25 protein-coding genes are annotated in these 26,051 nt (G+C 34.8%); 19 read left to right on the top strand and 6 right to left on the bottom strand.

What is annotated here, in order from left to right; translation table 11 throughout:
• Positions 1 to 107 precede the first annotated feature (107 nt).
• The 3 genes from bioD (at position 108) to ACMCNP_RS01085 (ending at position 2,711) form a co-directional block, all read left to right on the top strand.
• Positions 108 to 821, top strand: a complete 714-nt coding sequence (bioD, locus tag ACMCNP_RS01095) for a dethiobiotin synthase (protein WP_419312661.1) — start codon at positions 108 to 110, stop codon at positions 819 to 821.
• Positions 822 to 930: 109 nt separating this feature from the next.
• Positions 931 to 2,091, top strand: a complete 1,161-nt coding sequence (locus ACMCNP_RS01090) for an LL-diaminopimelate aminotransferase (RefSeq protein ID WP_419312658.1) — start codon at positions 931 to 933, stop codon at positions 2,089 to 2,091.
• Positions 2,092 to 2,093: 2 nt separating this feature from the next.
• On the top strand, positions 2,094 to 2,711 hold the full coding sequence (locus ACMCNP_RS01085; protein WP_419312656.1) for a 2-amino-4-hydroxy-6-hydroxymethyldihydropteridine diphosphokinase: 618 nt from the start codon (positions 2,094 to 2,096) through the stop codon (positions 2,709 to 2,711).
• On the opposite strand, the gene speD is transcribed toward ACMCNP_RS01085, so the two are convergent.
• Positions 2,708 to 3,115, bottom strand: coding sequence for an adenosylmethionine decarboxylase (gene speD / locus ACMCNP_RS01080; protein WP_419312653.1), 408 nt, complete (start codon positions 3,113 to 3,115; stop codon positions 2,708 to 2,710). The genes ACMCNP_RS01085 and speD overlap by 4 nt on opposite strands.
• A gap of 160 nt (positions 3,116 to 3,275) precedes the next feature.
• Complete coding sequence (locus ACMCNP_RS01075; RefSeq protein ID WP_419312650.1) at positions 3,276 to 4,961, bottom strand: methyl-accepting chemotaxis protein; 1,686 nt, start codon at positions 4,959 to 4,961, stop codon at positions 3,276 to 3,278.
• Positions 4,962 to 5,193: 232 nt separating this feature from the next.
• On the opposite strand from ACMCNP_RS01075, the gene ACMCNP_RS01070 reads away from it, so the two are divergent.
• The 12 genes from ACMCNP_RS01070 (at position 5,194) to nadB (ending at position 16,841) form a co-directional block, all read left to right on the top strand.
• Positions 5,194 to 5,538, top strand: a complete 345-nt coding sequence (locus ACMCNP_RS01070; RefSeq protein WP_419312647.1) for a c-type cytochrome — start codon at positions 5,194 to 5,196, stop codon at positions 5,536 to 5,538.
• Positions 5,539 to 5,710: 172 nt separating this feature from the next.
• A complete protein-coding gene (gene ahbA / locus ACMCNP_RS01065) occupies positions 5,711 to 6,697 on the top strand; it encodes a siroheme decarboxylase subunit alpha (protein WP_419312644.1) in 987 nt (328 codons plus the stop codon).
• Between the two features lie 58 nt (positions 6,698 to 6,755).
• Positions 6,756 to 7,292 (top strand): MotA/TolQ/ExbB proton channel family protein, encoded by a 537-nt coding sequence (locus ACMCNP_RS01060; RefSeq protein WP_419312642.1) that lies wholly within the window; start codon positions 6,756 to 6,758, stop codon positions 7,290 to 7,292.
• 60 nt (positions 7,293 to 7,352) lie between these two features.
• Positions 7,353 to 7,751 (top strand): ExbD/TolR family protein, encoded by a 399-nt coding sequence (locus ACMCNP_RS01055; RefSeq protein ID WP_419312639.1) that lies wholly within the window; start codon positions 7,353 to 7,355, stop codon positions 7,749 to 7,751.
• Between the two features lie 32 nt (positions 7,752 to 7,783).
• Entirely contained in the window at positions 7,784 to 9,076 is a 1,293-nt protein-coding gene (gene purB, locus ACMCNP_RS01050; protein WP_419312637.1) for an adenylosuccinate lyase, read from the top strand.
• Between the two features lie 10 nt (positions 9,077 to 9,086).
• The gene (gene purS / locus ACMCNP_RS01045) at positions 9,087 to 9,365 is read left to right on the top strand and encodes a phosphoribosylformylglycinamidine synthase subunit PurS (RefSeq protein WP_419312634.1); all 279 of its coding nucleotides are present in this window, start codon (positions 9,087 to 9,089) and stop codon (positions 9,363 to 9,365) included.
• Positions 9,362 to 10,078 (top strand): phosphoribosylformylglycinamidine synthase I, encoded by a 717-nt coding sequence (gene purQ / locus ACMCNP_RS01040; RefSeq protein WP_419312631.1) that lies wholly within the window; start codon positions 9,362 to 9,364, stop codon positions 10,076 to 10,078. Before purS ends, purQ begins: the two co-directional genes overlap by 4 nt.
• A 34-nt stretch (positions 10,079 to 10,112) precedes the next feature.
• On the top strand, positions 10,113 to 12,380 hold the full coding sequence (gene purL / locus ACMCNP_RS01035) for a phosphoribosylformylglycinamidine synthase subunit PurL (protein WP_419312628.1): 2,268 nt from the start codon (positions 10,113 to 10,115) through the stop codon (positions 12,378 to 12,380).
• A gap of 39 nt (positions 12,381 to 12,419) precedes the next feature.
• Positions 12,420 to 13,826 (top strand): amidophosphoribosyltransferase, encoded by a 1,407-nt coding sequence (gene purF, locus ACMCNP_RS01030; protein WP_419312625.1) that lies wholly within the window; start codon positions 12,420 to 12,422, stop codon positions 13,824 to 13,826.
• A 72-nt stretch (positions 13,827 to 13,898) separates the two neighbouring features.
• Positions 13,899 to 14,471 carry an orotate phosphoribosyltransferase gene (gene pyrE, locus ACMCNP_RS01025; RefSeq protein WP_419312622.1) on the top strand — a complete coding sequence of 191 codons (573 nt, stop codon included), beginning with the start codon at positions 13,899 to 13,901 and terminating at the stop codon, positions 14,469 to 14,471.
• A gap of 32 nt (positions 14,472 to 14,503) precedes the next feature.
• Positions 14,504 to 15,199, top strand: coding sequence for a hypothetical protein (locus ACMCNP_RS01020; protein WP_419312619.1), 696 nt, complete (start codon positions 14,504 to 14,506; stop codon positions 15,197 to 15,199).
• Positions 15,186 to 16,841, top strand: a complete 1,656-nt coding sequence (gene nadB, locus ACMCNP_RS01015; RefSeq protein ID WP_419312616.1) for an L-aspartate oxidase — start codon at positions 15,186 to 15,188, stop codon at positions 16,839 to 16,841. The genes ACMCNP_RS01020 and nadB overlap by 14 nt, the downstream gene beginning before the upstream one ends.
• Before the next feature lie 181 nt (positions 16,842 to 17,022).
• Here the strand turns inward: nadB and ACMCNP_RS01010 are convergent, their stop codons facing one another.
• Positions 17,023 to 17,784, bottom strand: coding sequence for a type II secretion system protein (locus tag ACMCNP_RS01010; protein ID WP_419312613.1), 762 nt, complete (start codon positions 17,782 to 17,784; stop codon positions 17,023 to 17,025).
• 288 nt (positions 17,785 to 18,072) lie between these two features.
• On the opposite strand from ACMCNP_RS01010, the gene ACMCNP_RS01005 reads away from it, so the two are divergent.
• Positions 18,073 to 18,444 (top strand): pyridoxamine 5'-phosphate oxidase family protein, encoded by a 372-nt coding sequence (locus ACMCNP_RS01005; protein ID WP_419312610.1) that lies wholly within the window; start codon positions 18,073 to 18,075, stop codon positions 18,442 to 18,444.
• Between the two features lie 15 nt (positions 18,445 to 18,459).
• Here the strand turns inward: ACMCNP_RS01005 and queC are convergent, their stop codons facing one another.
• Positions 18,460 to 19,245 (bottom strand): 7-cyano-7-deazaguanine synthase QueC, encoded by a 786-nt coding sequence (gene queC / locus ACMCNP_RS01000; RefSeq protein WP_419312607.1) that lies wholly within the window; start codon positions 19,243 to 19,245, stop codon positions 18,460 to 18,462.
• Positions 19,246 to 19,363: 118 nt separating this feature from the next.
• On the opposite strand from queC, the gene hemB reads away from it, so the two are divergent.
• Both hemB and ACMCNP_RS00990 read left to right on the top strand, forming a co-directional pair.
• Positions 19,364 to 20,344: a porphobilinogen synthase gene (hemB, locus tag ACMCNP_RS00995; protein ID WP_419312605.1), complete on the top strand. Its 981-nt coding sequence runs from the start codon at positions 19,364 to 19,366 to the stop codon at positions 20,342 to 20,344.
• 107 nt (positions 20,345 to 20,451) lie between these two features.
• The gene (locus tag ACMCNP_RS00990) at positions 20,452 to 21,870 is read left to right on the top strand and encodes an aldehyde dehydrogenase family protein (RefSeq protein ID WP_419312602.1); all 1,419 of its coding nucleotides are present in this window, start codon (positions 20,452 to 20,454) and stop codon (positions 21,868 to 21,870) included.
• Here the strand turns inward: ACMCNP_RS00990 and ACMCNP_RS00985 are convergent, their stop codons facing one another.
• Both ACMCNP_RS00985 and ACMCNP_RS00980 read right to left on the bottom strand, forming a co-directional pair.
• Positions 21,871 to 22,956: a tetratricopeptide repeat protein gene (locus ACMCNP_RS00985; RefSeq protein ID WP_419312599.1), complete on the bottom strand. Its 1,086-nt coding sequence runs from the start codon at positions 22,954 to 22,956 to the stop codon at positions 21,871 to 21,873. It abuts the gene before it with no gap.
• A gap of 61 nt (positions 22,957 to 23,017) precedes the next feature.
• Complete coding sequence (locus tag ACMCNP_RS00980) at positions 23,018 to 24,349, bottom strand: hypothetical protein (protein ID WP_419312597.1); 1,332 nt, start codon at positions 24,347 to 24,349, stop codon at positions 23,018 to 23,020.
• Between the two features lie 220 nt (positions 24,350 to 24,569).
• On the opposite strand from ACMCNP_RS00980, the gene cysS reads away from it, so the two are divergent.
• Positions 24,570 to 26,051, top strand: coding sequence for a cysteine--tRNA ligase (cysS, locus tag ACMCNP_RS00975; RefSeq protein WP_419312594.1), 1,482 nt, complete (start codon positions 24,570 to 24,572; stop codon positions 26,049 to 26,051).

Here is a 26,051-nt window from a genome sequence, read left to right as displayed (position 1 = left end):
ATTGAACATATGATTCTTGAAATATCGGATATGAAATGTTTTTTAATTTATCTCTTTAATTAAAATAATCAGACGGATTCCTTTCTCGTATACCATAATTTATTATTATGTCAGATAAAATATTTTTTATAACCGGCACGGATACAAATATTGGCAAAACATTAGTCAGCCTGCTTTTATTACTCGCATTTAAACAACATGGCTTAAATACTGGATTTATGAAACCTGTTGAAACCGGAGTTAAAGTTGATGAAGCCGGTTCTAAGAACTATACGGATGGCAGATATTTAAAAAATATTGGTGGTCTAACCGAAGATCTTGACGTTATAACTCCGTTTACTTTTGAAAACCCGTTATCTCCTTACGCTGCGTCGAAATATGAAGGTAAAACATTATGTATCAAAGAGATACTTTTAAGGTTTTACGAGCTAAGCAATAATTATGATTATATGATTGTCGAAGGGGCAGGGGGCATGCTTGTTCCTTTAAAACAAAAGCATTTTATGATAGATATTGCAAAATATATCGATGCCGGTGTTATTTTAGTTACAAAAGCAGGATTAGGAATGATAAATCAAACATTGTTAAACATAGAATATGTAAAAATACATGATATAAAAATATCAGGCATAATTATAAATAATGTCCTGAATGAGACCGATGAGAGCATATTTTCCAATAAAGAAGTACTTAGCGAGTATATCGATATTCCAATTTTAGGAGAGATACCTTATTTAAATACCAAGAAACAGTTGGAAGATATAGTTGTACTTAAAAAAATGGCCTTAAAATATATAGACATTAAAAAGATTTTAATATAAAATGTAGTAAAATATTTTTGTTAAAAATATGTTGTACTTTTGATAAAGTATCTATTAATTTAAATCGTTAAATATATTAAACAGGCACATGAGGAGGAGAATGGGCGATATGAAATTTAATTTTTCTGAGAGGTTAAATAAACTTCCGGCATATCTTTTTGCCGAAATAGACAAAATGAAAGCGCAAGTAAAAGCAGGCGGAGTAGACATAATAAGTTTCGGCATAGGAGATCCCGATCTGCCGACTCCCAAGGAAATAGTTAATGTATTAAAAAAAGAAAGCGAGATAGACATTAATCAGAAATATCCTTCATACGAAGGACTTCTAGAGTTTAGAGAGTCCGTTTCCGGCTGGTACGATAAAAGATTCGGTGTTTCATTGGATCCCGGAACCGAGGTTTTATCATTAATAGGCTCTAAAGAAGGCATAGGGCATCTTCCTCTGGCTTTTATAAATCCTGGAGATGTAGTGTTGATACCGGATCCTGGTTATCCGGTGTACAGGGCAGGTACTGTTTTTGCGGGTGGAATTCCATATCTTATGCCGTTATTAGAAGATAACGATTTTTTGCCGGATTTTTCTTGTATACCTGCGAATATCTTAGAAAAGGCTAAAATAATGTTTTTAAATTATCCGAATAATCCGACTTCGGCAACAGCGGATAAACATTTTTTTAACGAAGTAGTGAAATTTGCAAAGAAGAATGGCATTATAGTCGCTCATGATTTTGCATATTCCGAAATTTATACCGGTGAGAAGGAAAACGATTCTTTTCTATCGGTTAACGGGGCGAAGGATATCGGAATTGAGTTTAATTCGCTCTCCAAGACTTTTAACATGACAGGGTTCAGGATTGGATTCGCAGTAGGAAACGAAGATGTAATAAAAGGACTTGGGGCCGTTAAAACCAATTTGGATTCCGGTGTATTTCAAGCAATACAGCTATCGGCGGCTTACGGATTAGATAATGAATTTCATGTCGTGAAAGATAATAACTCTATATATAAAAAAAGAAGGAGTCTATTGGTAGGAGGATTGGAAAAATTAGGATATAAGGTTTATAAATCTGATGCTACCTTTTATGTATGGGCGCATGTCCCTGAAATGAATATGACGTCGAAAGATTTTGCGATATCATTATTGAATGAAACCGGCATAATAGTAACTCCAGGTTCCGGATTCGGCGGTTACGGAGAAGGATACGTGAGGTTTTCTTTGACCATAAGTGAAAACCGTATTGAAGAGGCTTTAATGCGTATGGGTGCATAGAATTGGAATCAGATAGCATTTTTTACGATATTTGTATAGGATTAGGGAGTAATGTTGGAAGATTAGAGGACAACCTAATAGAGGCTATAGATCTAGTAAAAAAAGAAATGACCGATATTGCGGTTATGGTTGCTTCTAACATTTATTTGTCTTCGCCGGTAGGAAATGCAAACCAGCCTGATTTTCTAAATTGCGTCATTTTATTTAGATTATTAAGAAAAACAGGAAGAATGCAAGGCTTTATTGGGACAGGCAGGATTTTTGCAGAACGACTTCTTTTGATTTTGAAAAATATAGAAAAAAACATGGGGAGAAAAAATGAAACCGAAAGATATATGCCGAGAGATATAGATATAGATATTCTTTTTATTTATGACAATTTTTTAAGAAATTTTGTAAATTTAGAACTACCGAAACTTAAATTACCGCACCCAGAAGTGTTTAATCGCAAATTTGTGCTTTATCCAATTTTAGATTTATCATGCTCTTTTAAAAAACCGTTTGACAAAGAAAGTATAAAAAAAGCTCTTACAATATTGGAAAATTTAGATATAGGAGTTTCCCAAAAAATATTTTGTTACGGTAAATTTGACAAAAAATTTACTAAAATTTTACGCTAACGGGCGACAAACTTTTCTTCGCACAGTACCTTATGAGGAAGTTCTTCGTCGTAAATAGATATAAGTCCTCTCTTTATCTCCATAATTTGCGGCTCCAAAGACTTGAATCTTTTTATCAAAAATTCTGCTGCTTCTTGAGGTTTTATTAAATTTCCGCAGGTGAAAATATCCACTGCCGCATAATCATATTCCGGCCATGTGTGTATAGAAAGATGAGATTCTGCTATTATTACCATTCCGCTAATTCCAAAAGGGTTAAATTCGTGAAATTTATACTCCACTATAGTTGCTTTTGCTTCCACCGCCGCATCTAATAAAGCGGTTTCGACAAAATTAAGATCTCCCAAAATATTTTTTCTACATTTTTTTAATTCTAAAAGCAAATGCGTCCCTAAAGAATTCATTTTGTCTTACCTCCTTTCTTAAAATTAAGATAAAAACACAATCTTTTATTATATTTTATACAGATAAAATTGCAAGAAAAATTTTAGTAATTGCATTCTGAAAAAATATTTTTCTCCATATTCTTAACAATACCTCCAACTAAAATCTTTATATTGTTATTTATATTTCAAAAACAGCTATATTTTTAGATAGTATAGATGCAAGTTTTGATAATTCCAAAGCGCTAGATTGGATTTGTTCTGCACTTGCAGATGTAGATTCTTGTGCTTTTAAGATTAAATCAGACGAAACGGAAATCTCTTCGGTAACTATCGACTGTTCTTCCGTAGCCGCTGCTATTTGAGTAATCATATCCTTCAGTTTATTTGCCAGTTCTCTTATGGTTTCGATCCTCTTCCCTGCTTTTTTTGCAACATTGACACCATTTTTTACCTCCTCTTTTCCGCTATTCATTGATTCTATAGCCTTTACGGAATCGCCTTGAATGGAAGTTATCATTGAGGTGATTTCTTTCGTCGCTTTTGTAGTTCTTTCGGCTAGTTTTCTGACTTCATCCGCTACCACGGCAAAACCTCTTCCTTGCTCACCTGCTCTTGCGGCCTCTATGGCTGCGTTTAGGGCTAATAAATTAGTTTGATCGGCTATTTCATCAATTACCGCTATAATCTCCCCTATTTTTTGCGATGAAACACCTAATTCTTCCATTACGGATGATGCTTTATCGACTGCTTTTTCAATTGAGTTTATCTCTTCGATAACGCCCTGAACTGCATTGTATCCTTCTTCAGTCGCTTCTTGGGTGTGGTCCGCCTCTTTAGCACCTGAACTTGAATTTTTAGCTACATCTAAGATGGCCATAGTTATTTGCTTTATCGATTCTACTATTGAAGAACTGCTTTGCTTCATATTTTTCATATTATCCTTAAGCTCTCTTGAAGAGTTATTGAGTTCTTCTCCCTGGCTGGAAATGGAATTGACTGCGTTATTTATAGATTTGACATTAGAGGATAAAGATTCTATCAGAGTATTGACGTGCCCTATGAGCCTTCCTATCTCATTTTTTGGATTTATGCTGATTTCTATTTTAGTCCTTATATCTCCGCGGGCAACGCATTCTATCCTTTTAATCGCGATTTCAAGTTTATCTATCAGTGCCCTCTTAAAATAGAAACTCACCAAAAGTAAACCTATCAGTACTAAAAACGGAGTAATTACAAATATATCAAATAAGGAAGTCATCTTTTTACTGGAACCGTTAGATATATTTTTTTCGACGATAGTAAGCGATTTAATAATCGTATGTACTCCATCCCTATAGTAATCAATACTCGCCGTCGGACCAAAGGTGAAAGGATTTTTTACGAGTTTCACAATCATCGGTCTATATTGCGCTAAAAATATTTTTAATTTATTCATTGCCGCAACAGATTTCGGATTAGTAGGTCTTTTTAAATATTTCTTATTTACGCCGAAAACCGTCTCAAATTTTTCATGCTTAAAACCGGAATAAAAACCATTAATGGCTATAATCTGCCCTTTCCTCCTCAGATGCAGTTTTTTTATTAGTACGGCTATTTTATTATCTATTTTAGAGGGATTGAAATCCTTTTTTTCTAATTTTGCAATTAACATTTTATCTTTTCTTATTTTTGAAAGGTATATTATACTTAAAATGTCACGGTTAGCCATTGATAGGGATGTGATCGTGGAGCTGATAACGGACTGCTTGAGTGATGAATATCTGAAACTGCTGATATAACCGACAATCATTAAATCAATAAAAAGAAAAAGTAAAAACATAACAACCGCTGAAATGTAAAGCCTTGACTTGAAAGTTGAAAACATAGATCCTCCGAGAGATAATAGTATTTATTACTTGTTTATTTTTTTGTGTTCGGTTATTTTAATTCTTATTAGGGATAAAGGTCAATAAAAAAAACAACAGCGGTTCATCCTTTATAAACGGTTTAAAAAGTCATTGACATTAAATTTATTTTATTATATAAACATAATAAGTATCAAAGGTATTGTTTTGAGTATTAATTCAATTTTTTTAAAGGAGGTGAAAAATTCTATTATGCAAAAGATTATTACATTTCTATTAATTGCCGCGGCTTTAACGTTTAGCGCTTCCACGGTTTTTGCCGCATCAGGGGCATCTATTTTTAGTTCCGAAGGTTGCATTGCTTGCCATACTATTAACGGCGCAGGCGGTTCAATCGGCCCTGACCTTTCGCATGTCGGGAGCAAAAGGAGTCTTTCATGGCTTAAGACTCAGATAACTGATCCATCCGCCCATTTTGCGTCGGGAACTTCCGTCACTATTAATGGTAAGTCCTATATGGTGATTATGCCCGGACACAGAAATATTCAAGCGTCAAAGCTTAATGCCTTGGCAGGTTATCTTGAATCTTTAAAATAATGATAGGCATTTTAAGGTAATTTTAAATATTATATTAAAACCTTCGGCTTATATTTTGTATTAATGTCGGAGGTTTTTTTATGTTTGTTTAAAATCCTTGACGGTTATTTTAATAAATTGATATAATTTGAAGATGCCGTTAAACCTTAATTGCTCATTCAACTGTAAAAAAATGGAACTAGAATTTACGGATAGAAAGATATTAAATGCGCTTCAGACTAATTTTCCTATTTCTATTCGTCCGTTTCTAGAAATTGCTAATTATATAGGTATTTCAGAGCAAGAGGTCATAAATAGAATATTAGAATTAAAAGAAAATAAAATTATAAGGCAGATTAGTGCTATATTCGATTCTCATAATATCGGATATAAAAGTACGCTTGCAGCGTTTAAGGTAAGCGATGATATGACGGATTTTGTCGCAAACATTATTAATTCCCATAATGGTGTCAGTCATAATTATCTAAGAAATAACGAATATAATATATGGTTTACTATAACCCTGCCTTCTGAACAAAAACTTGAAGACGAGATTGAAACCCTGAGTATACAATCTAACGCCTTGGATTATTTAATTCTTCCTACATTAAGGTTATTTAAAATAGGCGTCAATTTTGATATGACGGGCGGGGAAACATCATCTTTTAAGTTCTTTTCTCATGATGATTTTAAAAATGATTCCGATATTAAAATTACCGATTTCGAAAAGGCGTGTATAAGAGAGCTTCAAAAGGACATTGAAATTAAGCCGGAGCCATTTGAGGATTTGTCGACTAATTTAGGAATTACTCAGGAAAAACTATTAGATACTATAAAAGATTTTATATCAGATAAAAAAATGCGCAGATTTGCTTGCGTCTTATATCATCAAAAAGCTGGGTTTAGCTATAATGCAATGGGTATATGGAAGTCGCCACAGGAAGAAGTAGAAAAAAACGGGAAAATAATGTCTTCATTAAAAGAGGTTTCCCATTGCTATTTAAGGCCGGTGTATCCGAGAAAATGGGAATACAATATATTTACCATGGTACATTCAAAATCTAAAGAGGAAGCATGTATAGTAATGAATAAAATATCATTGCTTACCGGCATAAAAGATTTTGATACCCTTGAAAGCACTAAGGAATTCAAAAAGGTTAGAGTAAAATATTATGTTTAATCAGGCAAATCTCCTTACGGAGTTTTTTCTATATCCTTTAATATTATGTTCTGTTATTATGTTTGCTATTGTAATAGAAAGGTTTTACAGTCTTAGAAAGTCAAAGATATTTCCGGAAAAGTTTCTGCTTAACATAGAAAAATATTTAAAGGACGGTGATATTGATAGGGCTAAAGACATGTGTGTAATGGCGAAGACTCCAATAGCCAAAATTTACCTTACCATTATAGATAATTATAAAAATTCTATTGATACGATTAAACTTGAGGTTCAGGAATCAGGTAAAAGGGCATATTTAGACCTTGAAAAAAATTTGGAAGGATTGAGTGCCATAGCTACAATAGCTCCGCTCTTAGGTCTTTTAGGAACAGTCGTAGGTATGATTAAAGCATTGAGTGCCGTTTCATATCGAAACGGAATTGCTAATCCCCATCTTTTGGCTCTTGGTATTTCCGAAGCGTTGTACTCTACTGCAATAGGGCTTATAATCGCTATAATATCATTTTTATTTTTTAAATATTTTGCTTCAAAGGCTTTTAATTTTGGCATTACAATGGAGGATATTGCATCAAAAGTTATATCATTTATAAAATAAATTTGAATTATTATTTTTTTTAGATTAAATCTTAAATAGCTTTGCTAAGGCAAGATTAGTATGAAGTTTGTTGCGAAAAGAAAATCCGAGCCAATCATAAACGTTATTAATATGGTAGATGTTTTTTTAACCTTATTAATATTTTTTATGATAACGACTACGTTTGCTTCAAACCATGGTATAAAGGTGCATCTGCCTAAGTCCGGCGTAAAGTCGTTTGCTTCGTCTAAAAAGCCGGTGACAATTTATATAGCTAAGTCCGGAAAAATATTTTATAAGAATAAACAACTTTCGAAAAAGCAGTTATCATTACTTTTGAAAAATATCAAGGCGGTAAACAGTAATTCTACAATAATAATTAAAGCCGATAAGAAATCTACAGTCGCAAGTATCGTCGATGTCATGAGCTTGAGTGTTGAACATGGTCTTTATAAAATAGCTATTGCAACTAAAAAATAAATATCTGACAGTACCTACATGGAGGTTAAAATTTGATAGAAAGATATTCTCTTCCCGAAATTTCAAAAATATGGTCGCAGGAAAATAAATACAGGATATGGTTAGAGGTTGAGCTTGCCGTATGTACTGCTTATCATGAGGTCGGTAAAATTCCAGACACATCTTTTGAAGAAATTATTCGAAATGCTAAATTTAACGTTAACGAGATTGAAAAGATAGAGCAACTTACGAGACATGATGTTATAGCATTTTTAACAAACGTTGCCGAATATGTCGGAGAAAATTCAAGATATATACATCTTGGCCTTACGTCCTCTGATATTGTCGATACATCATTTTCGCTTATACTACGACAGGCGCTTAATCTTATTCTTAAAAAAACCGAGATTCTCAAGGAGTCTCTAAGAAAACAAGCATTAAGGTATAAATTTACCCCTATGATGGGAAGAACACATGGGATGCATGCAGAACCCATTACTTTAGGTTTTAAATTTCTTATATTTTATGAAGAAATTAAAAGGGCAGAGGAGAGGATTAAAAAGGCCGTGGCATCGGCTTCGCTCGGCAAACTGTCGGGAGCGGTAGGGACATATGCTAATATACCTCCTGAGATCGAAAAAATAGCATTAGATAGACTTGATTTGAGAGCTATTTTGTCTAATCAGATAATACAGAGAGACGTTTACGCAGATGCCTTTTATTCCCTTGCGTCGCTTGGAGCATCTTGTGAAAAAATAGCCCTTGAGATAAGGCATCTTATGAGAACCGAGGTTTCGGAGTTAGAAGAGCCGTTTGCTCCCGGACAAAAAGGATCATCCGCTATGCCGCATAAAAAAAATCCGATTGTTTCGGAAAATATTTGCGGTCTTTCAAGAATTTTAAGGTCTAATCTTATTGCGTCTATCGAAAATATTCCGCTTTGGCACGAAAGGGATATTTCGCACTCTTCGGTGGAAAGAATTATTGGCCCTGACTCTACTATTTTGGCATATTATATTCTTGATCGGTTGACTTACTTGATAGAAAATATAGTTGTCAATAAAAATAAGATGATCAGTAACATTGGCTTGACAAACGGGGTAATTTTTTCTCAAAAAGTTTTATTGGCGCTCGTAAATAAAGGGATATTAAGAGAAGATGCTTATAAAATAGTACAGAAATTGGCTCACGAAAGTATTCAAACGGGAGTTAACTTTGAAAGCCTTTTAAAGAAAGACGCAATAGTATTAAAGAGTTTAACATTAGATGAGATAGAAAATACTTTTGATATAAATTACTACTATAAATATATAAATTATATATTTGACAGAAGCGATGTCGTATGAAGGGGAGAAAATGATAAAAAAAGCCTTTGTTAAAGTAATGTTGAAAGAAGAAGTACTTGATTCTCAAGGCAAAGCTGTCTTGTCGGTCCTTAAATCTTCAGGTTATAATAATGTTAAAGACGTGAGGATCGGAAAATACATAGAGCTTACGATAGATTTGGACACATTGAACAAATCCACCGAAAGCAAAACATACACAATGGAAGAGGAAATAGAAGAAATTTCAGGAAAAGTTCTTTCTAATCCGTTGATAGAAGAATTTAATATAGAAATAAAAAATAAAAAATGAATAATAATCGTATAAAAGCCGGTATTACCGTTTTTCCGGGCTCCAATTGTGACTTTGATGTTTATCATGTCTTAAACGATATATTTGGGCTTAATACCTCATATATATGGCATAAAGACAAAATTAATGATATGGGTTCTTATGATTTTATCGTAATCCCCGGGGGTTTTTCATATGGAGATTATTTGCGGCCAGGTGCCCTCGCGGCAAGAGGTCTGATTGTGGAGTCTTTAAAGGATTATGCCGCTAATGGAGGAATAATACTTGGTATCTGTAACGGTTTTCAAATACTTTTGGAAGCTGGGCTTTTAGCCGGTGCTATGTTAACCAACGATTCTTTGAGATTCGAATGCAAGGATGTTTACCTGAATGTACTGAAAGACGATACGCCTTTTACGTGCGACATAAAGAAAGGTTCGATTCTTAGAATGCCGATAGCTCATCATGATGGAAATTATTTTGCCGCACATGATATAATTCAAGATTTTAATAAAAACGATAATATCATATTTAAATACTGTAATTCGGCAGGGGAACCTACTGAGGATTCTAATCCTAACGGTTCACTTCTGAATATAGCCGGTATTATCGGTGAAAACTTTAATATAATGGGGCTTATGCCTCATCCGGAAAGATCTTCGGAAAAACTAATGGGTAGTGAAGACGGCGGTTATATTTTTAAGTCCATAATAAAATATATAAAGGGAAAGTAGTTAAAATAAGGTAAACGGTGAAATGTGTGTATACATGAAAAAACAAGATAATAAACATAAAAAAGCTGAAAATAAAAATTATAAATTATTCGGTTTGTCGCAGGATGAATATAAAGAAATAGGCAAATTATTAAAACACGAACCGGACGATTTTGAGCTTGGCATATTTTCGGCGATGTGGTCGGAACATTGTTCTTATAAAAGTTCTAAGATTTATCTTCAGACGCTTCCTTCAAAAGGTGATAAGGTTTTGATAGGCCCGGGAGAGAATGCCGGAGTAGTCGATTTTGGCGATGGAGATGTACTTGTTTTTAAAATGGAGAGTCATAATCATCCGTCTTTTATAGAACCGTTTCAGGGTTCCGCCACAGGAGTCGGTGGAATTATGAGAGACATTTTTACTATGGGCGCAAGACCGCTTGCCAATCTCAATTCGTTAAGATTTGGAAGCCATTTGCACCCTAAAACACCATATTATCTTTCCGAAGTCGTAAAAGGAGTAGGGTTTTACGGAAATTGCATGGGTGTGCCGACTGTAGGCGGGGAAGTCGTTTTTGACGAATGTTATAATGATAATATACTCGTAAACGCTTTTACCATCGGCATAGCGAAACAGGAGGGGATTTTTTTGTCCTCTAAATGCGAGGTAGAAAATATAGTAGTTTATGTTGGTTCGGCAACCGGAATGGACGGAATACATGGTGCCACCATGGCTTCGGAAGAGTTTGATTCAAAGAAGAATAAAAAGAGAAGCACCGTTCAAGTAGGCGATCCGTTTACAGAAAAATTATTATTAGAAGCGTGCATTGAGGCAATGGATAGGAAATTGATAGTATCTATCCAGGACATGGGAGCAGCAGGTTTGACAAGTTCGTCTTTTGAAATGGCAGATAAAAGCGGACATGGTATGATGATCGATCTTGATGCTATCCCTCTTAGAACGCCAGGTATGACCCCCGTAGAGATAATGCTTTCTGAATCTCAAGAAAGAATGCTCCTATCGTGTAGAGGGGAAAATCTTGATGTTTTGAGTTCTGTTTTTGATAAGTGGGGATTAAGTTGCGTAAAAGTAGGAGAGGTTATAGATGAGAAAAATATAAAATTTTATTATCGATCTAAACTTTATAAAATATTTGATGTTGATATGGTAGTTAACTGTCCGGTCTATGAGAGACCAAAAAGAAAGCCAGATTACTTGAAGAAAATTTTACCGATAAAAATAAATGATTATGAAATCCCTAAAAATATTAATGATATTGCGGCAAGGTTAATAATGCACCCTAATATAGCATCAAAACGACCCGTTTTTACTCAATATGATTATACAATAGGGACAAATACTATAGTACCGCCTGGTTTTTCCGCTGCAGTTCTCAGAATTAAGAATGAAGGTAATGGCAATAAATTAACAAAAGGATTTTTGCTTGATATAAACGGTAATTCTAAATATACTTATTTAGATCCTTACGTCGGCGGTGCTTTGGCGGTTGTCGAGTGCGCCCGTAATATTTCTGCTTGCGGCGGGACCCCGGTTGCCGTTACGGATTGCCTTAATTTCGCAAGCCCGGAAGATCCTGAAACCATGTGGCAGTTTAGCGAAGCCGTAAAAGGCATAAAAGAGGCGGCGATAAAACTTAAAACACCTGTTATAAGCGGCAATGTCAGTTTTTACAATGAAACCGCAAGGAAAGAAGGGGGTAGGGCTTCTAAAATTTATCCTACGCCCGTAATTGGAATGGTAGGATTCATAGAAAATATTGATAGAGTCGTAACTCCATATTTTAAGGATGATGGTGACGAAATTTTTTTACTAGGAAGGCTAAAGGGAGATCTGGGAGGTAGTTTGTATATGGAATACTTTCATAAAGATTTTCGTCAAAAACCGATGGATATTGATTTGGATTATGAAATCAATCTTCATAACTGTTTGAGGTCAATGATAAGTGGTGGTTATATTAAAAGCGCAGTCGATATCAGCGAAGGAGGAATATTTACGGCATTGACCGAGAGTTCTATTACCAACCCGGATAAGACGTTAGGATTTGTTGTAGAGCATAAAGATAAAGAAACAAGGTTAGACGCTTTTCTCTTTGCAGAGTTAGAACAAGCTTTTGTATTGACATTAAATAATAAAGTTAAGCCGAAAGAATTTTTTGAAAAAGCTTCATTTTATGATATACCCATAGAAATGATAGGTATAGTAAAAGAAGGTGTAATAAAAATTAATAGCGCTATAGAACTAAAAAGTGATAAAATAAAGAAAGAATATTATTCGGTTATAAAAAATATTCTTAGCAAATAAAATTAAAATTTAAAAAACTAAGTTTAACTAAATTTAAAAATGGGCGAGATTAAAGACGAATGTGGTGTATTCGGTGTATACAACAATGAGGAGGCTCCTAACATCACATATCTGGGGCTTTATGCTCTTCAGCATAGGGGGCAGGAATCATGCGGTATTGCTTCTTCCGACACTAACAATATCTATTTTCATAAAAGCCTCGGCATAGTAAACGACGTATTTAAAGAAAATACGATATCTCAACTGAAAGGCAGGAATGCCATAGGACATGTCAGATATTCTACGGAAGGGGAAACGCTTGTTAAAAATGCTCAGCCCCTTGTTGCCGATTATTATTACGGTTCTATTTCCGTGGTTCATAATGGAAATATCACAAATTCTCGTATGTTGAAAGAAGAGCTGGAGGAAAACGGTTCAATATTTTCCTCGACGTCAGATACCGAGGTAGTAATACACTTAATTGCATCTTCAACCGAAAATCTTCTCATAGGCAGGGTTATAGATTCCTTAAGAAAACTTAGCGGCGCCTATTCATTTCTTTTTCTTTCCGAAAAAGAAATGATTGCGGCAAGGGATCCCTTTGGTTTTAGACCGCTTGTTATGGGAAAACTTAATAATTCTATTGTTTTTGCTTCTGAAACCTGTGCTCTTGATTTAATAAATGCCGAATATATAAGGGATGTTAAACCTGGCGAGGTTATATTGGTAAGCGACGATGGAATAAAGAGTTTTTATCCTTTTAGGATCGAAAAAAATTCCAGTTGTCTATTTGAGCTGATCTATTTTTCGAGGCCGGATAGCCTATTCAATGGAAAATCCATATATAAACTTCGTATTCAAATGGGAAAAGAACTTGCGAAAGAATCGGCGGTAAATGCCGATATAGTAATACCTGTGCCTGATTCCGGTGTTCCAGCCGCATTAGGTTTTTCAAAGGAGTCCGGAATAGATTTTGAAATAGGTTTTACGAGAAACCACTATATCGGTAGGACATTTATAGAACCTAAAAGGTCGATAAGGCATTTTGGCGTTAAGATAAAGCTTAATCCGGTTCTTGATGTAATTAAGGGCAAGAGGGTTATCGTCGTTGACGACTCCGTGGTTAGGGGTACGACGTCAAAAAAGATCGTAGATATGCTTAAGATTGCAGGGGCAAAAGAAACTCACCTGCGGTTAAGCTCCCCGATGGTTATAGCTCCTTGTTTTTATGGAATAGATACGCCGGTTAAAGATGAACTTATAGCTTCGAAATATAGCGAAGAAGAGATAAATGCTGTACTTGGAGCCAATACTACTAAGTTTCTTTCATTAGAAGGATTAAGAAGAGCAGTAGGGGGTAAAGCTAATTTCTGCGAAGCCTGTTTTTCAAATATTTATCCTCAAGAAATATACAATGAGGTTCAGTACGACAATCAGTTAAAGCTATTTAGCAAGGAAATTTTTTAACCGGACGGCATTATTACCTGAAATAATACTGCGAGATATAAAAAAAATAAATTTAAATTGGATTTATGGTATATGGGAAGAGGAAAAGAGCACAAATCGAGAGCGGAAGTACTTAATGCTATAACGACTCTTTGTTATGAAAAAAAAGAATTTACCTTAGTTTCAGGCAAAAAAAGCGATTTTTATATAGATTTACGCCGTATTTCCTTCGATGGAGGCTATTTATACCTAATAGGCAGATTGTTATATGATGAGATTGTGTCTAATGAATATTTAAATTTTTCAGTGATTGCAGGGGTGCCGATAGGCGGCATACCTTTAATATCTGCAATTCTGATTGTAGGTTTTTTAGACGATAACCCGTTAAAGTCTGTTATTATAAGGAAAGAAAAAAAGGGATATGGAAAAGGTAATCTCATTGAGCCGGCACAATTTTTATCTAAAGGTTCAAATATTATCATAGTGGAAGATGTCGTTACGACTGGCGGTTCTATTCTGAATACCGTAAAAAATGCCAGGAATGAAGGCTATGAAGTTACTGATGCCGTTTGTATAGTCGATAGGCAAGAGGGGGGAAACGAATTTCTCATGCAAAACGGTGTCAGACTCCACTCTATTTTTTGTAGAGAAGACATAGTGATATAAAAATAAATTTTAAATTTATTGTAAAAATTAAAATGAAAAAATATATTTATTTAATTATTTTATCCTTCTTTATGCTCGGTACGTCTTTTTATTTTTCGGGATGTTCGACATTAAGTTCGACAGGAATTTCTTCTGCTGCCAAATTAGAAAGTTCATACGCGGCGATTTCTTCGTCGGATAGATATAGAAGCATATATCTTCAATCTTTAAAAAAATATACCAGAAAAGCCGATATTTACGATAAATTTAATACTGTAATGTATATAGGGGCTACATATTTTACCAAACCGTTTATATATGTTCATACAAAAGAATATACAGAATATTATCCTCTAAACAAGAATGTATTTATAAAAAAACTTAAAAAGTCATACGTCAAATTCGGCAAAAATATTACATTCTTTGTTTCAGTCTATACGCCCGAAAAATCTTATAACGATTTGAATTCAAACCGTTCTATATGGATGGTTTATTTAGTAAATAATTTAGGAGAGAGTGTACTGCCGGTTAGCATAAAACTTCCAAAACAAAAGAAAGTATTTTTGAAAAAATTTTTTCCATACATTACTGATTGGTCAAAACAATATATAATAAAATTCCCTATATATTATGATAAAGAAAATAATAAATTATTTATGAATAATGCCGCTAAATGGATAAAACTTGTAATTACGGGTGTAAATGGAAAAGCGGTTCTGAAGTGGAACTTAAAACATGGCACGCTTTAATGTTATCATTATAGGTTCGGGAATAGCGGGTCTTTCTCTCGCGAATAGATTTGACGAAACTATTTCTGTCGGTATATTTACAAAAAAAGAAGAAGCGGAATCAAATACCAATTATGCACAGGGTGGGCTTGCTGCTGTAACGAACCTGACAAAGGACTCCTATAGAAAACACATAAACGATACTTTGACTGCCGGTGACGGTCTTTGTGATGAGAATATAGTAAGAATGGTAGTGAGGGAAGGACCTGGTGTAGTAAACGATCTTTTAAACTGGGGCGTAAACTTTGCAAAATATAAGGAAAATATTAAAGAGTTTGACCTTGGAAGGGAAGGCGGGCACTCGGAGAGAAGGGTTCTACATGCAGGGGATATCACAGGGAGAGAGATAGAGAGGGCATTAGTAGATGTCTCAAGAAAAAAGTCAAATATAAAAATATTTGAAAACCATATAGGCATAGATTTAATAACTACTCGTAAGCTAAAAGTAGAAATAAAAAAAAGGAATAGAGTCCTTGGAGCATATTTTTTAAATAAAAACAATAACAAGGTAATAACGGTTAGTGCGGATGTTGTTGTTATTGCTACCGGAGGCGCCGGAAAGGTATTTCTATATACATCCAATCCAAACATATCAACCGGTGACGGCATCGCTATGGCACATAGGGCGGGTACCAAGGTTGCGAATATGGAATTTTATCAGTTTCACCCGACTATTTTATATCATCCTCGGGCGAAATCTTTTTTGATTTCGGAGGCATTAAGGGGGGAAGGAGGCACGCTGAGGTTAAAAGACGGAACGCCTTTTATGGATAAAGTTCATCCGTTGAAGAGTCTTGCTCCTAGAGATATAGTGGCAAGAACGATAGATTTAGAATTAAAAAAGACGGGTGATGAATGTGTATATTTAGATATGACGCACAAAAGTAGAGAATTTTTAAAAAAAAGATTTCCTGATATTTTTGAAACGGTTTTAAGTTTCGGTATTGATATATCAAAAGAATATATCCCTGTAGTTCCTGCCGCTCACTATCTTTGCGGAGGTATTTTGACTGACGAAAACGGTTTAACTTCGATGGATAATCTTTACGCAATCGGTGAAGTAGCTTGTACAGGGCTTCATGGTGCGAATAGGCTTGCAAGCAATTCCTTACTGGAAGGGTGTGTTTTTGCTAAAAGGGCTTACGAAGCAACCATCCCAATGCTTAAAAGGATAAATAAATTAAAGAAAAATGTACTCGATTTAAAACCGGATGTATTTGTAGAAACCGAACAATCGGGCGGAATGCCTTACTCCCTTCCCAAATGGAAAGATTCTGGTTTTAGCGATAGCGATGAGACGATTGTTACTACCCATAACTGGGATGAATTGAGACGTGCAATGTGGAATTATGTCGGTATAGTTCGTTCGGATAAGAGGCTTGAAAGGGCGGAAAGGAGAATAGATAATCTAATCTTTGAAATTAAGGAGTATTATTGGAATTTTAAGATTACGCCGGATCTATTAGAACTGAGAAATATAGCTGAAGTGGCAAGTTTGATAATAACATCTGCTATTTTAAGGAAAGAATCCCGCGGTACGCACTATACCATTGACTATCCAAGCAAAGACGACAAGAATTTCAAGCATCCTACTGTTCTGTGACGATTTATCTATTTCATTAAAAGTGGTTATGCGATACCGTAACGGTTAAATGTTTAAGAATTTATCATAGAGGTTAAAGGCGGAGCAAGTTTTATTGTGTTAACATGTTGCATAATAAAGATAAGAAAGATATCCGATTTAAAATCGGATATCTTAAAATAGAACAAATAGGATGATGCGGTTAGGACTGACAAGGGACAAAGTAAAACCCGTCGATGTTGTTGTTTATCGAATATGCCATATAATAAGCATAACTGTCGACCGTAGAGCCGTTCGAATAAACATAGTCAATATTGCCTAAAGGCAGAATGTATTCATTGTTCGGAACGTCAAAACTCGGTGGCGCATAATTACTGTTAGTAGTGGTAGAGTTATCACAAGTGGCAGTGTATGTTATAGGTGCCGATACGCTGCCGGGACCAACTGCAGTACCTTCTGCAAAATCAAGCCACCATGAATCCGAAGGTATTACCGTTAAACCTATAGTTATAGGGTTTCCAATGTTATAAGCCGTACCCGAGCCGTATCCGGATGATGGCGTTAAATAGTTCGGCAATACTAAAAACGGGTTTTTATAATAGTTATCTCCTGCAGCATTGAGTGTTGGAGATGTTCCTAAAAATGCCACAGTACCTGCACTTTTACCGTTTGCTCCGGTAACTGTTACGTAAGTGGATAAATCGTTATTGACCAGATTTTTAGAAAGCTGCGTTGTTACACCTTCTCCCAATGAACCGATTATGCCCTGTGAAGCCGCCTTGTTAGCCTGCCCCGTTAAGTTGACAAACTTCGGTAATACGACGGCCGCCAGAATGCCGATTAGCAGAATGACCATAACAAGTTCAATAAGGGTAAACCCTATGCTATTGACGATATACCCTCTAAAGATGTCTGTAGTAGTACCCGTTTCGTTATCACGATGAGTTAATAATTTTCTTTTCATAGACTTACCTCCATAAAAAATTTAAAACCTCTCTTTCATATTTCAGAATAATAATTCATTTATACATCAAAATAAAATTTGAATCAAGCAAAATATCATTTTTATTAATAACTTTTATTTTTTTAATCAAAGAACAATAATATAATTATATTATTATGAATAAAGGAGTAAGGGGAAGATATTCTGAAAAATATAAACGCTAGCTAAGAAAAAAAATTCTAATTATGATATACTATAACTAGTAAATCAAATATCTAAAAATTAAATAATTAAATTGGAGAGCAATTGATGCTTGACGAAAAAGTGATCGAAATCTTAAAACATGAAGGACCGGCAACTTTTGCAACACACGGAACCGATGGAATTCATATGGCCGCAACATGGAACAGTTATGTCGAAGTTGTAGATGATAGCTATCTACTGATTCCCGCGGGGCATCTAAACAAAACTCAGAGAAACGTAGAAGAAGGCAGTGATGTTCAGATGATAGTAGCTTCAAAAGACGTTAAGGGACTTCAGGGCAAAGGCGCTGGTTTTTTACTAAAAGGCAATGCTAGATTCGAAGAGAGTGGAGCAGTTTTCGATAAAATGAAATCTCGTTTTAGTTGGACAAGGTCGGTTATGGTGTTTAACATAAAAGAGGTTACCGAATTAACATAACGCGATTTATTTGTTTTATCCATGCTTATAATATTTAGTCGGGTCTATAACGCCGGCTTGACTAAACCCTTTTTGTCTTATAATGCAAGAATCGCACACCCCGCACGCCAGCCCTTCTATTGGATCGTAGCAGCTGTAAGTTAGTTCGATGGGAACACCTATTTCAAGTGCTCTTTTAATTATATCTTTCTTAGTCAACTTAAGGAGGGGAGCATTTATTTTAAAACTGATCTCACCAGTAACCGATACCTTTGTAGCCAGATTGGCCATTTTTTCAAAAGTCCTTAAATAATCCGGCCTACAATCCGGATAACCGCTATAGTCTATATAGTTGGCTCCGATAAAAATATTACTTGCCATATTAACTTCCGCAACGGCTATAGCGTAAGACAAAAAAATAGTATTCCTCGCAGGAACGTAAGTTATCGGAATATCGTCAGGTTTTATGCTCCGTGCATTGCCGGCGCCTTCCGTTTCTCCTGTTTCCGCTATATTATTCCGTTGGGTTTTATTTTTAGCAGTGTCGTTTTTAATTCTGTTCTTCGGTACGCCTATTGATAGATCTACTAAGGCGGAGCCTTTAATTTCACTAAAGTCTAAATTAATTATAATATGATTTTTTATATTAAAAAATTCTACTATCTTTTTTGCATGTTCTATTTCTATCTTATGCCTTTGATTGTAAAAAAATGTAAGCGGAATAACATCTAATCCCTCGTCTATAGCTATTTTAAGTGTAGTAGAGGAATCTAGTCCGCCGCTAAAAAGAACAACCGCTTTATCCCTTTTGATATCAATCATACTTTAAATATATCATAACTGAGAATTGTTGTAAAAGATTAATTTGTGCTATAATATTTTTTTAGATATAGGCAATTGCCATATTCAAATAATTAATTAATATTAGGATAAATCTAAAATGAATTCCGGTTATCCGATAGTCAGACCCAGAAGGATGCGTTCGTCTTTAAAATTATCCGGCCTCATAAAAGAGACGACGCTTGATCCGTCAAAGTTTATTATGCCATATTTTGTGATCCACGGGAATTCGTTAAAGGAACCTATAATGACGATGCCGGATCAATTTCGCTATTCTATAGACAAACTCTTAGAAGAACTTAAAAGTGTTATCGATATGGGCATAGGAGGAATTCTTCTTTTCGGCATTCCAAAACACAAAGATGAATTAGGTTCGGAGAGCTATTCCCCCGACGGCATAATTCAACAAACATTAAGGGCAATAAAAGATGTTTATTCGGATCTTTTAGTCGTTACGGATGTTTGTTTATGCGATTATACGTCTCACGGACACTGCGGAATAGTTGATGAAAACGGCTACGTGAAAAATGACGAAACGCTGGAATATCTTGCAAAAATAGCTGTTTCATATGCAAAAGCCGGTGCAGATATAATAGCCCCGTCCGATATGATGGACGGTAGGGTTAAAAAAATAAGAGAGTCGTTAGACGATGAAGGTCTCGTTAATACTCCTATAATGGCATATTCCTCTAAATATGCATCCTGTTTTTACGAGCCATTCAGAGATGCCGCTGATTGCTTGCCAAAATTTGGCAATAGAAAATCATACCAAATGGATTTCTCTAATTCCGACGAAGCAATCCTTGAAGTCGGACTCGACTTGGATGAGGGTGCTGATATTGTTATGGTAAAACCTGCCTTAAGCTATCTTGATATAATATACAAGTTAAAACAGACCTTCAAGAGACCCCTTGCGGTTTATAACGTATCTGGTGAGTATTCTATGATAAAAGCCGCATCTAAGCTCGGATATTTAAAAGAAGATGCCGCGGTTATAGAAATGTTTACGTCGTTTAAAAGGGCTGGCGCAGACATTATAATAAGCTATTATTCTCTTCATGCCGCTAAGATCTTAGGATGATTCCGCCTGTATAATTTTGTTTTCTGTTCTTTAATTGACATTTTTGCCCCCCTGATTTATAATCTAATAGCTGATACGTATAATATAATTAAATCAAAGGATTTTCTATGCCGAAAAATTATCCTCTATATATCAACGGAAAATGGATTGAAAAAAAAGATTTTTATGAAGTAATAAATCCATTCAATGATAATGTAATCGGGTTTTTAAGCAAGCCTGACGAAAATGACATTAAGTCGGCAGTTGCTTCTGCCGAAAAAGGTTTTTTAAAAATGAAAGACCTGCATACATATGAAAGATTTGAAATATTAGAAAAGACAGGAGAAATACTTAAGAAAAATTCCAAAGAATTGGCGCGTTTCATTTCTCTCGAAGCAGGAAAGGCTTACAAGTATTCCTTAATCGAAACGCAAAGAGTAGTCGATTTATTCAAATATGCAGCAGAGGAAGCCAAGAGAATACATGGTGAAACCGTCCCCATGGATATTATTAAGGGGTTCGAGAATAGGATTGCATTTTATTTGAGGGTTCCGGTAGGAGTAATAGCCGCGATCACACCTTTTAATTTTCCCGCTAATCTACCTGCTCATAAAATTGCTCCTGCGATTGCAGCTGGAAACAGTATCGTATTTAAACCGTCCGTGAACGGTTCTATTACCGCATATTTTCTCGTACAGGCGTTACTTGAGGCAGGTTTACCGAAGGACGCCATAAATCTCCTTTACGGTGACGAAGATACCGGAGAATCTCTTGTTTCTAATGAAAAAGTGCGGATGATTAGCTTTACTGGAAGCCCCAAGGTCGGAAAGAAAATAATGTCCAAAGGCGGGCTTAAGAAATATGCAATGGAGCTTGGAAGTAATTCCGCCCTTATCATTGATAAGTCTGCCGATATCGTTGAAGCGGCAAGGAAAGCCGTGATAGGCGCCTTTTATAACTCCGGACAGGTCTGCATCTCTCTCCAAAGAATATATATTCATCAGGATGTCGAGAAAGAATTTATAGGGTATTTTATTAAAGAAACCAAAAAGTTGAAAATAGGCGATCCGATCAATGAGGAGACCGATATCGGCCCTCTCATCAACCCGGAGTCTAAGCATAGAATAACCGCGTGGGTAGATGAGGCAGTTAAAGAGGGCGCAAAGGTTGAGCTTGGCGGAGATTTTAACGGAAACATTATGGAGCCGACTATATTTTCTAATGTTAAACAGGATATGAAAATATCATGCCTTGAGATATTTGCTCCAGTAGTTTCTCTAGTCGCTTTTAAACATATTTCTGAAGCAGTTCATTATGTTAATGACTCCATATACGGTCTTCAGGCGGGTATATATACCAACGACTTCAAAAATGCACTATACTGTATCAAACGTATAGATACCGGCGGTGTTCTAATAAACGATATTCCTACCACAAGGGCAGATCATCAACCTTACGGCGGTGTAAAAGAATCCGGCATAGGAAGAGAAGGCATAAAATACGCTGTTGAAGAAATGACCGAGCTTAAGTTTATTAGTTTTGGTTGACTATAATTCTGACTTTAAATCGAATGCTTTTCTAAAAAATTTTTCCGCTTCATCGGATTTTCCAGAATTTTTTAAACATCTGGCGCATTCGTAATAGTATCTTGAATTATTAGGGTTATAGTTTATAGCTCTTTTGAAATATCTTAATGCTTTGTTGTTGTATCCGGATATTGCTTCATTCACTTCATTACCGTAAACCTGTTTATATACGTTTTCGCCCTCTTTTTGTTTCTTGAATCTTCTTGAGGTCTTCGCTTCGTCGTCTCCCTTATCGGCTGTTTTATAATCTAACGAATTATTCGTTTCGCGCATTTTGCTTTTAGTAGGATTGACATCAAGCATGTTTTTGTTTATATCTTTATTTACGTCCTTATTATTTTCCCATAGATTAATAATATCAGTTAGCTCGTCCAGTATAAATAGACCATTCATGAAAAATATTTCATCTTTAGTATAGTATCCATCCGTTCTATTCTTCCATCCTGTGAGTAAGCGAAAGAATCTTTCATATGCTTCTTCGAAGAGCCGTTCATCAAAGTTATTTAAAATTCTTTCCTTTCTATCTTTTCTAAACTCTTCAAATGGATCATTCTCTCCCTTTTTAGAATGTAAACCTATCAAATAGTTTTCACGTTTCTCACCGAACGATACAAAGGGAATTCCTCTACTATAAATTAGAAGATTATAAAAAAAAGTTAATTTAGCAGTTTCTTCTATTTCATACAAAAATTTGCATAAATCAAGTAAATATGACGTAATATAATCTTTATCTTTGAGTTTTGGAGCGGCTTTCCAAAGTTCTTCGTATGTCGTAATTAAAACGTCTATATATTCTTTATCGTGCTTTGTTATTTTTTTTAGAGCATGAATTACGGTTTGATAGTAATTAAAAGCCAGCTCGTCGAAAAGCAGGATTTTTGAATCGCCGTCAATCGCCGTCATATCGTTATTTTCCCGCTCGTTAATGTTTTCGTCTATCAATTTAGAATAATTAATATAAACGTCGAATGCCTTTTTAAATATTTCGATATGTGAAGCTAAAAGTTTATATCTTTTTAATTGATCGTTTTTTGCGTCTTTTTCCATGATATTTTAATTAATCTCTTTATTAATATTATTTTGATTTATTATATCGGATAAACAAAGTTTATCCGATACTTGTAGGCAAATCCTTAACGAAGTTTAGCAATGCTGTTCTTACGATATCCTTATCCACTTCGTCATTGGATTTTGAGATGTAAAGCCTCAATTCTTCTCCCGTTTTTCCATCTATAAATAATAATCGCATATCTTCCGGATTATCCATAAGTATATCGAGCCTCATTGCGGAGCCGGATTCAACTTCTAATTTTATACCGTTAAGAAATATCTTATCGCTTAGATCTAAATCGCCTGTATTGTTCAAAAGTTTGTCCGAATATTTTTCTATCGGCGAGATTTTATTATTACGATCGTTATAAACATCGTTGTTAAAAAAATATTCTCTATAGTACCCGGCATTTTTATCTATAAGTATTTTATGGGAATCAGCAAGCCCATGCATATTTTTGCTTATTGCAATAAGGTTTTTAACATTGTCTTTTCCGTCATCTTGAAGCTGATTAATATGATGGACCTCTATTCCGTCTAATATTTTACCTTTCTTATCCATTCTTAAGTCCTTTAAAAATTGCATATCCCTATTCTTAACGTAATCCATAATTTTTTGCCAGTTATAAATAGATTCCATTTCTATTACTTTTTTGTCATCTATATACACGTTTACATTTTTGAATCCATCCCTTGTCTCTTTATAATCTTTAAATATTCCCAACGCGGGTTTTTTACCTTCGCGATCCTCTGATTTCTCCCTATTATATTTAAACTTATAAACCGAAGGCACTTCGTTAATACTGTATTTTATCCGTTTTAAATCTGGATGATGACCTATATCTATAATTCCCGGAGAAACATTTCTTACGTCCGTTTTTATTTTCACATTATTATTATCGTTTTGTTTGAGCATGAAATAATTTTTTAGGGTGAATTCGCAAAGCTTGTATTCGTTATTAAATTTTTCATCATATTTATAGTTATTCGCATATTTTGCCGAATTGATTTCATTAAATTTTTCCGAAGACATAACGATATTTTTCACTGTAATATTTCTTCCGTAAGGCGACATTTGTCTAAAAGACGCTCCTTGAACCTCAATAAAATTATTTTTTAAGAATAAATTGTTAAAATTATTTCTAACGTCTCCGTCAATAAAGCCATAAGTATTGCACAGAAATTCCTCATCGCTCTTAACGATAAAGCCTGAATTTAACAGAGATTTTATTTCCATTTCTCCCTTAGAAATATTTTTATATTTGCTTGACCGTAAGTCTGTTTCTTCAGTCAATATCGCTTCTTTCGCCCCGTTTTCTATTTTCAACTTGCAATTCGCGTGAGTCTTACCTTCGAAAGAGCCCTCGCTGTCCCAAATATTTATATTCATGCGCCGTTTCCTCTTTTTATTTAGACGAAAATATTTAATATTGCTTTTCGGTTACTTTCTGTTAAGTAATAATATATCAGATCAATATTACGATATTATGAAAGTTATGTTTCATTTGTATTAAATTATTATCAAAAAATGGTTAAAAAAAAATCCGGATATGTTAACATATAGTATTATATGGTGTGTGACGGTATAAATTATAAAAAATAAAAAAAATATGAATCTCTATATCTACAATACTCTTTCTCTGTCGAAGGAACTTTTTAAACCTTTAAATAAAAACTCGGTTTTAATGTATGTATGCGGAATTACCGCATATGACTTCTCTCACATAGGGCATGCCAGGGCGTATATTACATTTGATATAATTTATAGGTATTTAATGCATTTAGGCTATAAAGTGGTATATGTTAGAAATTTTACCGATATAGACGATAAAATCATAAAAAGGGCAAATTCAGACAACAGCTCGGTTGAAGAAGTATCTTCAAAATATATAGAAAAGTTTCGCGAAGACATGAAGAGGTTGTCGGTTCTGAATCCGTCTTATGAACCGAGAGCTATGGAAACCATCGGTGAAATGATAAATTTGATTAAAGATTTAATAAAAGGGAAGCATGCATATGAGATAAACGGAGATGTTTTTTTCAGGGTAGGCTCGTTTAAGAATTATGGGAAACTTTCCCATAAAAATATTGATGAGCTTATCGCGGGGGCAAGGATTCCATTGAATGAGGAAAAAGAAAATCTTTTGGATTTTGCCCTATGGAAAAGGTCAAAGGAGGGCGAACCGTCGTGGGATAGCCCCTGGGGCAAAGGAAGACCCGGATGGCATATAGAATGTTCGGCAATGAGCATGAAATTTCTTGGTGAGAGTATAGATATTCACGGAGGGGGATCCGACCTTGTATTTCCTCATCATGAAAACGAGATAGCACAGTCTGAAAGTTTTACCGGGAAAAAGTTCGTAAATTATTGGATTCATAATGGATTTGTTAACGTAAATAATGAAAAGATGTCTAAGTCTCTCAAAAATTTTGTTACGGTAAGAGATGTGTTGGATAAACATAATCCCGAAGCAATGCGCCTTTTCTTTATGTTTACGCATTACAGGTCATATATAGATTTTTCCTTAGACGGTATAGAGAGTGCAAACCGAAGTCTCATGAGGCTTTATCAGTCCATAAATTTATATGATGATTTTAAAAGCAGACAGAACGGCGGCTTCAATCTTGTCCTATCCGCCTCCGACAAAAGCGGAGAGAATATCGAACATTATAAAAACGAGTTTTATGAAGCAATGAACGACGATTTTAATACGGCGCAGGCAATATCCGTTATATTCAACCTTGTAAGGAAAACCAACAAAATTATTAACGATTCCTTGAGCCAAAAGGTTATAATGCGTGGAGATTCAAATTTTTTAGATGAAGCCATGCTGTTCATTAAAAAAACTCTTTCGGAGATATTCGGAATATTGAACGAAAACGTAAAACGACTTATAGAATCAAATGTAAAGGATATTCCTAAGGTTTCTTTAAGCGAAGAAGAAATAAAAAGGTTGATAAAAAAACGTAATACTTTAAGGGAAAATAAAGAATATAAATTTGCCGATGAAATAAGAAATAAACTTTTAGAAAAAGGCGTTGTATTGGAAGATACAGGGTTAGGCACGACTTATAAGACAGGAGGTAAATAA

The sequence above is a fragment of the Candidatus Acidulodesulfobacterium sp. H_13 genome (assembly GCF_048541835.1).
Taxonomy (GTDB): domain Bacteria; phylum SZUA-79; class SZUA-79; order Acidulodesulfobacterales; family Acidulodesulfobacteraceae; genus QIJE01.
Note: the sequence above shows the minus strand (reverse complement) of the source record. Positions and strands in the feature narration are given on the sequence as shown.

Bases quoted from the DNA above. Each gene is read 5' to 3' on its own strand.
- bioD (WP_419312661.1), top strand. From the start codon at position 108: ATGTCAGATAAAATATTTTTTATAACCGGCACGGATACAAATATTGGC.
- ACMCNP_RS01090 (WP_419312658.1), top strand. From the start codon at position 931: ATGAAATTTAATTTTTCTGAGAGGTTAAATAAACTTCCGGCATATCTT.
- speD (WP_419312653.1), bottom strand. From the start codon at position 3,115: ATGAATTCTTTAGGGACGCATTTGCTTTTAGAATTAAAAAAATGTAGA.
- ACMCNP_RS01075 (WP_419312650.1), bottom strand. From the start codon at position 4,961: ATGTTTTCAACTTTCAAGTCAAGGCTTTACATTTCAGCGGTTGTTATG.
- ACMCNP_RS01070 (WP_419312647.1), top strand. From the start codon at position 5,194: ATGCAAAAGATTATTACATTTCTATTAATTGCCGCGGCTTTAACGTTT.
- ahbA (WP_419312644.1), top strand. From the start codon at position 5,711: ATGGAACTAGAATTTACGGATAGAAAGATATTAAATGCGCTTCAGACT.
- ACMCNP_RS01060 (WP_419312642.1), top strand. From the start codon at position 6,756: ATGTTTGCTATTGTAATAGAAAGGTTTTACAGTCTTAGAAAGTCAAAG.
- ACMCNP_RS01055 (WP_419312639.1), top strand. From the start codon at position 7,353: ATGAAGTTTGTTGCGAAAAGAAAATCCGAGCCAATCATAAACGTTATT.
- purS (WP_419312634.1), top strand. From the start codon at position 9,087: ATGATAAAAAAAGCCTTTGTTAAAGTAATGTTGAAAGAAGAAGTACTT.
- purQ (WP_419312631.1), top strand. From the start codon at position 9,362: ATGAATAATAATCGTATAAAAGCCGGTATTACCGTTTTTCCGGGCTCC.
- purL (WP_419312628.1), top strand. From the start codon at position 10,113: ATGAAAAAACAAGATAATAAACATAAAAAAGCTGAAAATAAAAATTAT.
- purF (WP_419312625.1), top strand. From the start codon at position 12,420: ATGGGCGAGATTAAAGACGAATGTGGTGTATTCGGTGTATACAACAAT.
- pyrE (WP_419312622.1), top strand. From the start codon at position 13,899: ATGGGAAGAGGAAAAGAGCACAAATCGAGAGCGGAAGTACTTAATGCT.
- ACMCNP_RS01020 (WP_419312619.1), top strand. From the start codon at position 14,504: ATGAAAAAATATATTTATTTAATTATTTTATCCTTCTTTATGCTCGGT.
- nadB (WP_419312616.1), top strand. From the start codon at position 15,186: ATGGCACGCTTTAATGTTATCATTATAGGTTCGGGAATAGCGGGTCTT.
- ACMCNP_RS01010 (WP_419312613.1), bottom strand. From the start codon at position 17,784: ATGAAAAGAAAATTATTAACTCATCGTGATAACGAAACGGGTACTACT.
- ACMCNP_RS01005 (WP_419312610.1), top strand. From the start codon at position 18,073: ATGCTTGACGAAAAAGTGATCGAAATCTTAAAACATGAAGGACCGGCA.
- queC (WP_419312607.1), bottom strand. From the start codon at position 19,245: ATGATTGATATCAAAAGGGATAAAGCGGTTGTTCTTTTTAGCGGCGGA.
- hemB (WP_419312605.1), top strand. From the start codon at position 19,364: ATGAATTCCGGTTATCCGATAGTCAGACCCAGAAGGATGCGTTCGTCT.
- ACMCNP_RS00990 (WP_419312602.1), top strand. From the start codon at position 20,452: ATGCCGAAAAATTATCCTCTATATATCAACGGAAAATGGATTGAAAAA.
- ACMCNP_RS00985 (WP_419312599.1), bottom strand. From the start codon at position 22,956: ATGGAAAAAGACGCAAAAAACGATCAATTAAAAAGATATAAACTTTTA.
- ACMCNP_RS00980 (WP_419312597.1), bottom strand. From the start codon at position 24,349: ATGAATATAAATATTTGGGACAGCGAGGGCTCTTTCGAAGGTAAGACT.
- cysS (WP_419312594.1), top strand. From the start codon at position 24,570: ATGAATCTCTATATCTACAATACTCTTTCTCTGTCGAAGGAACTTTTT.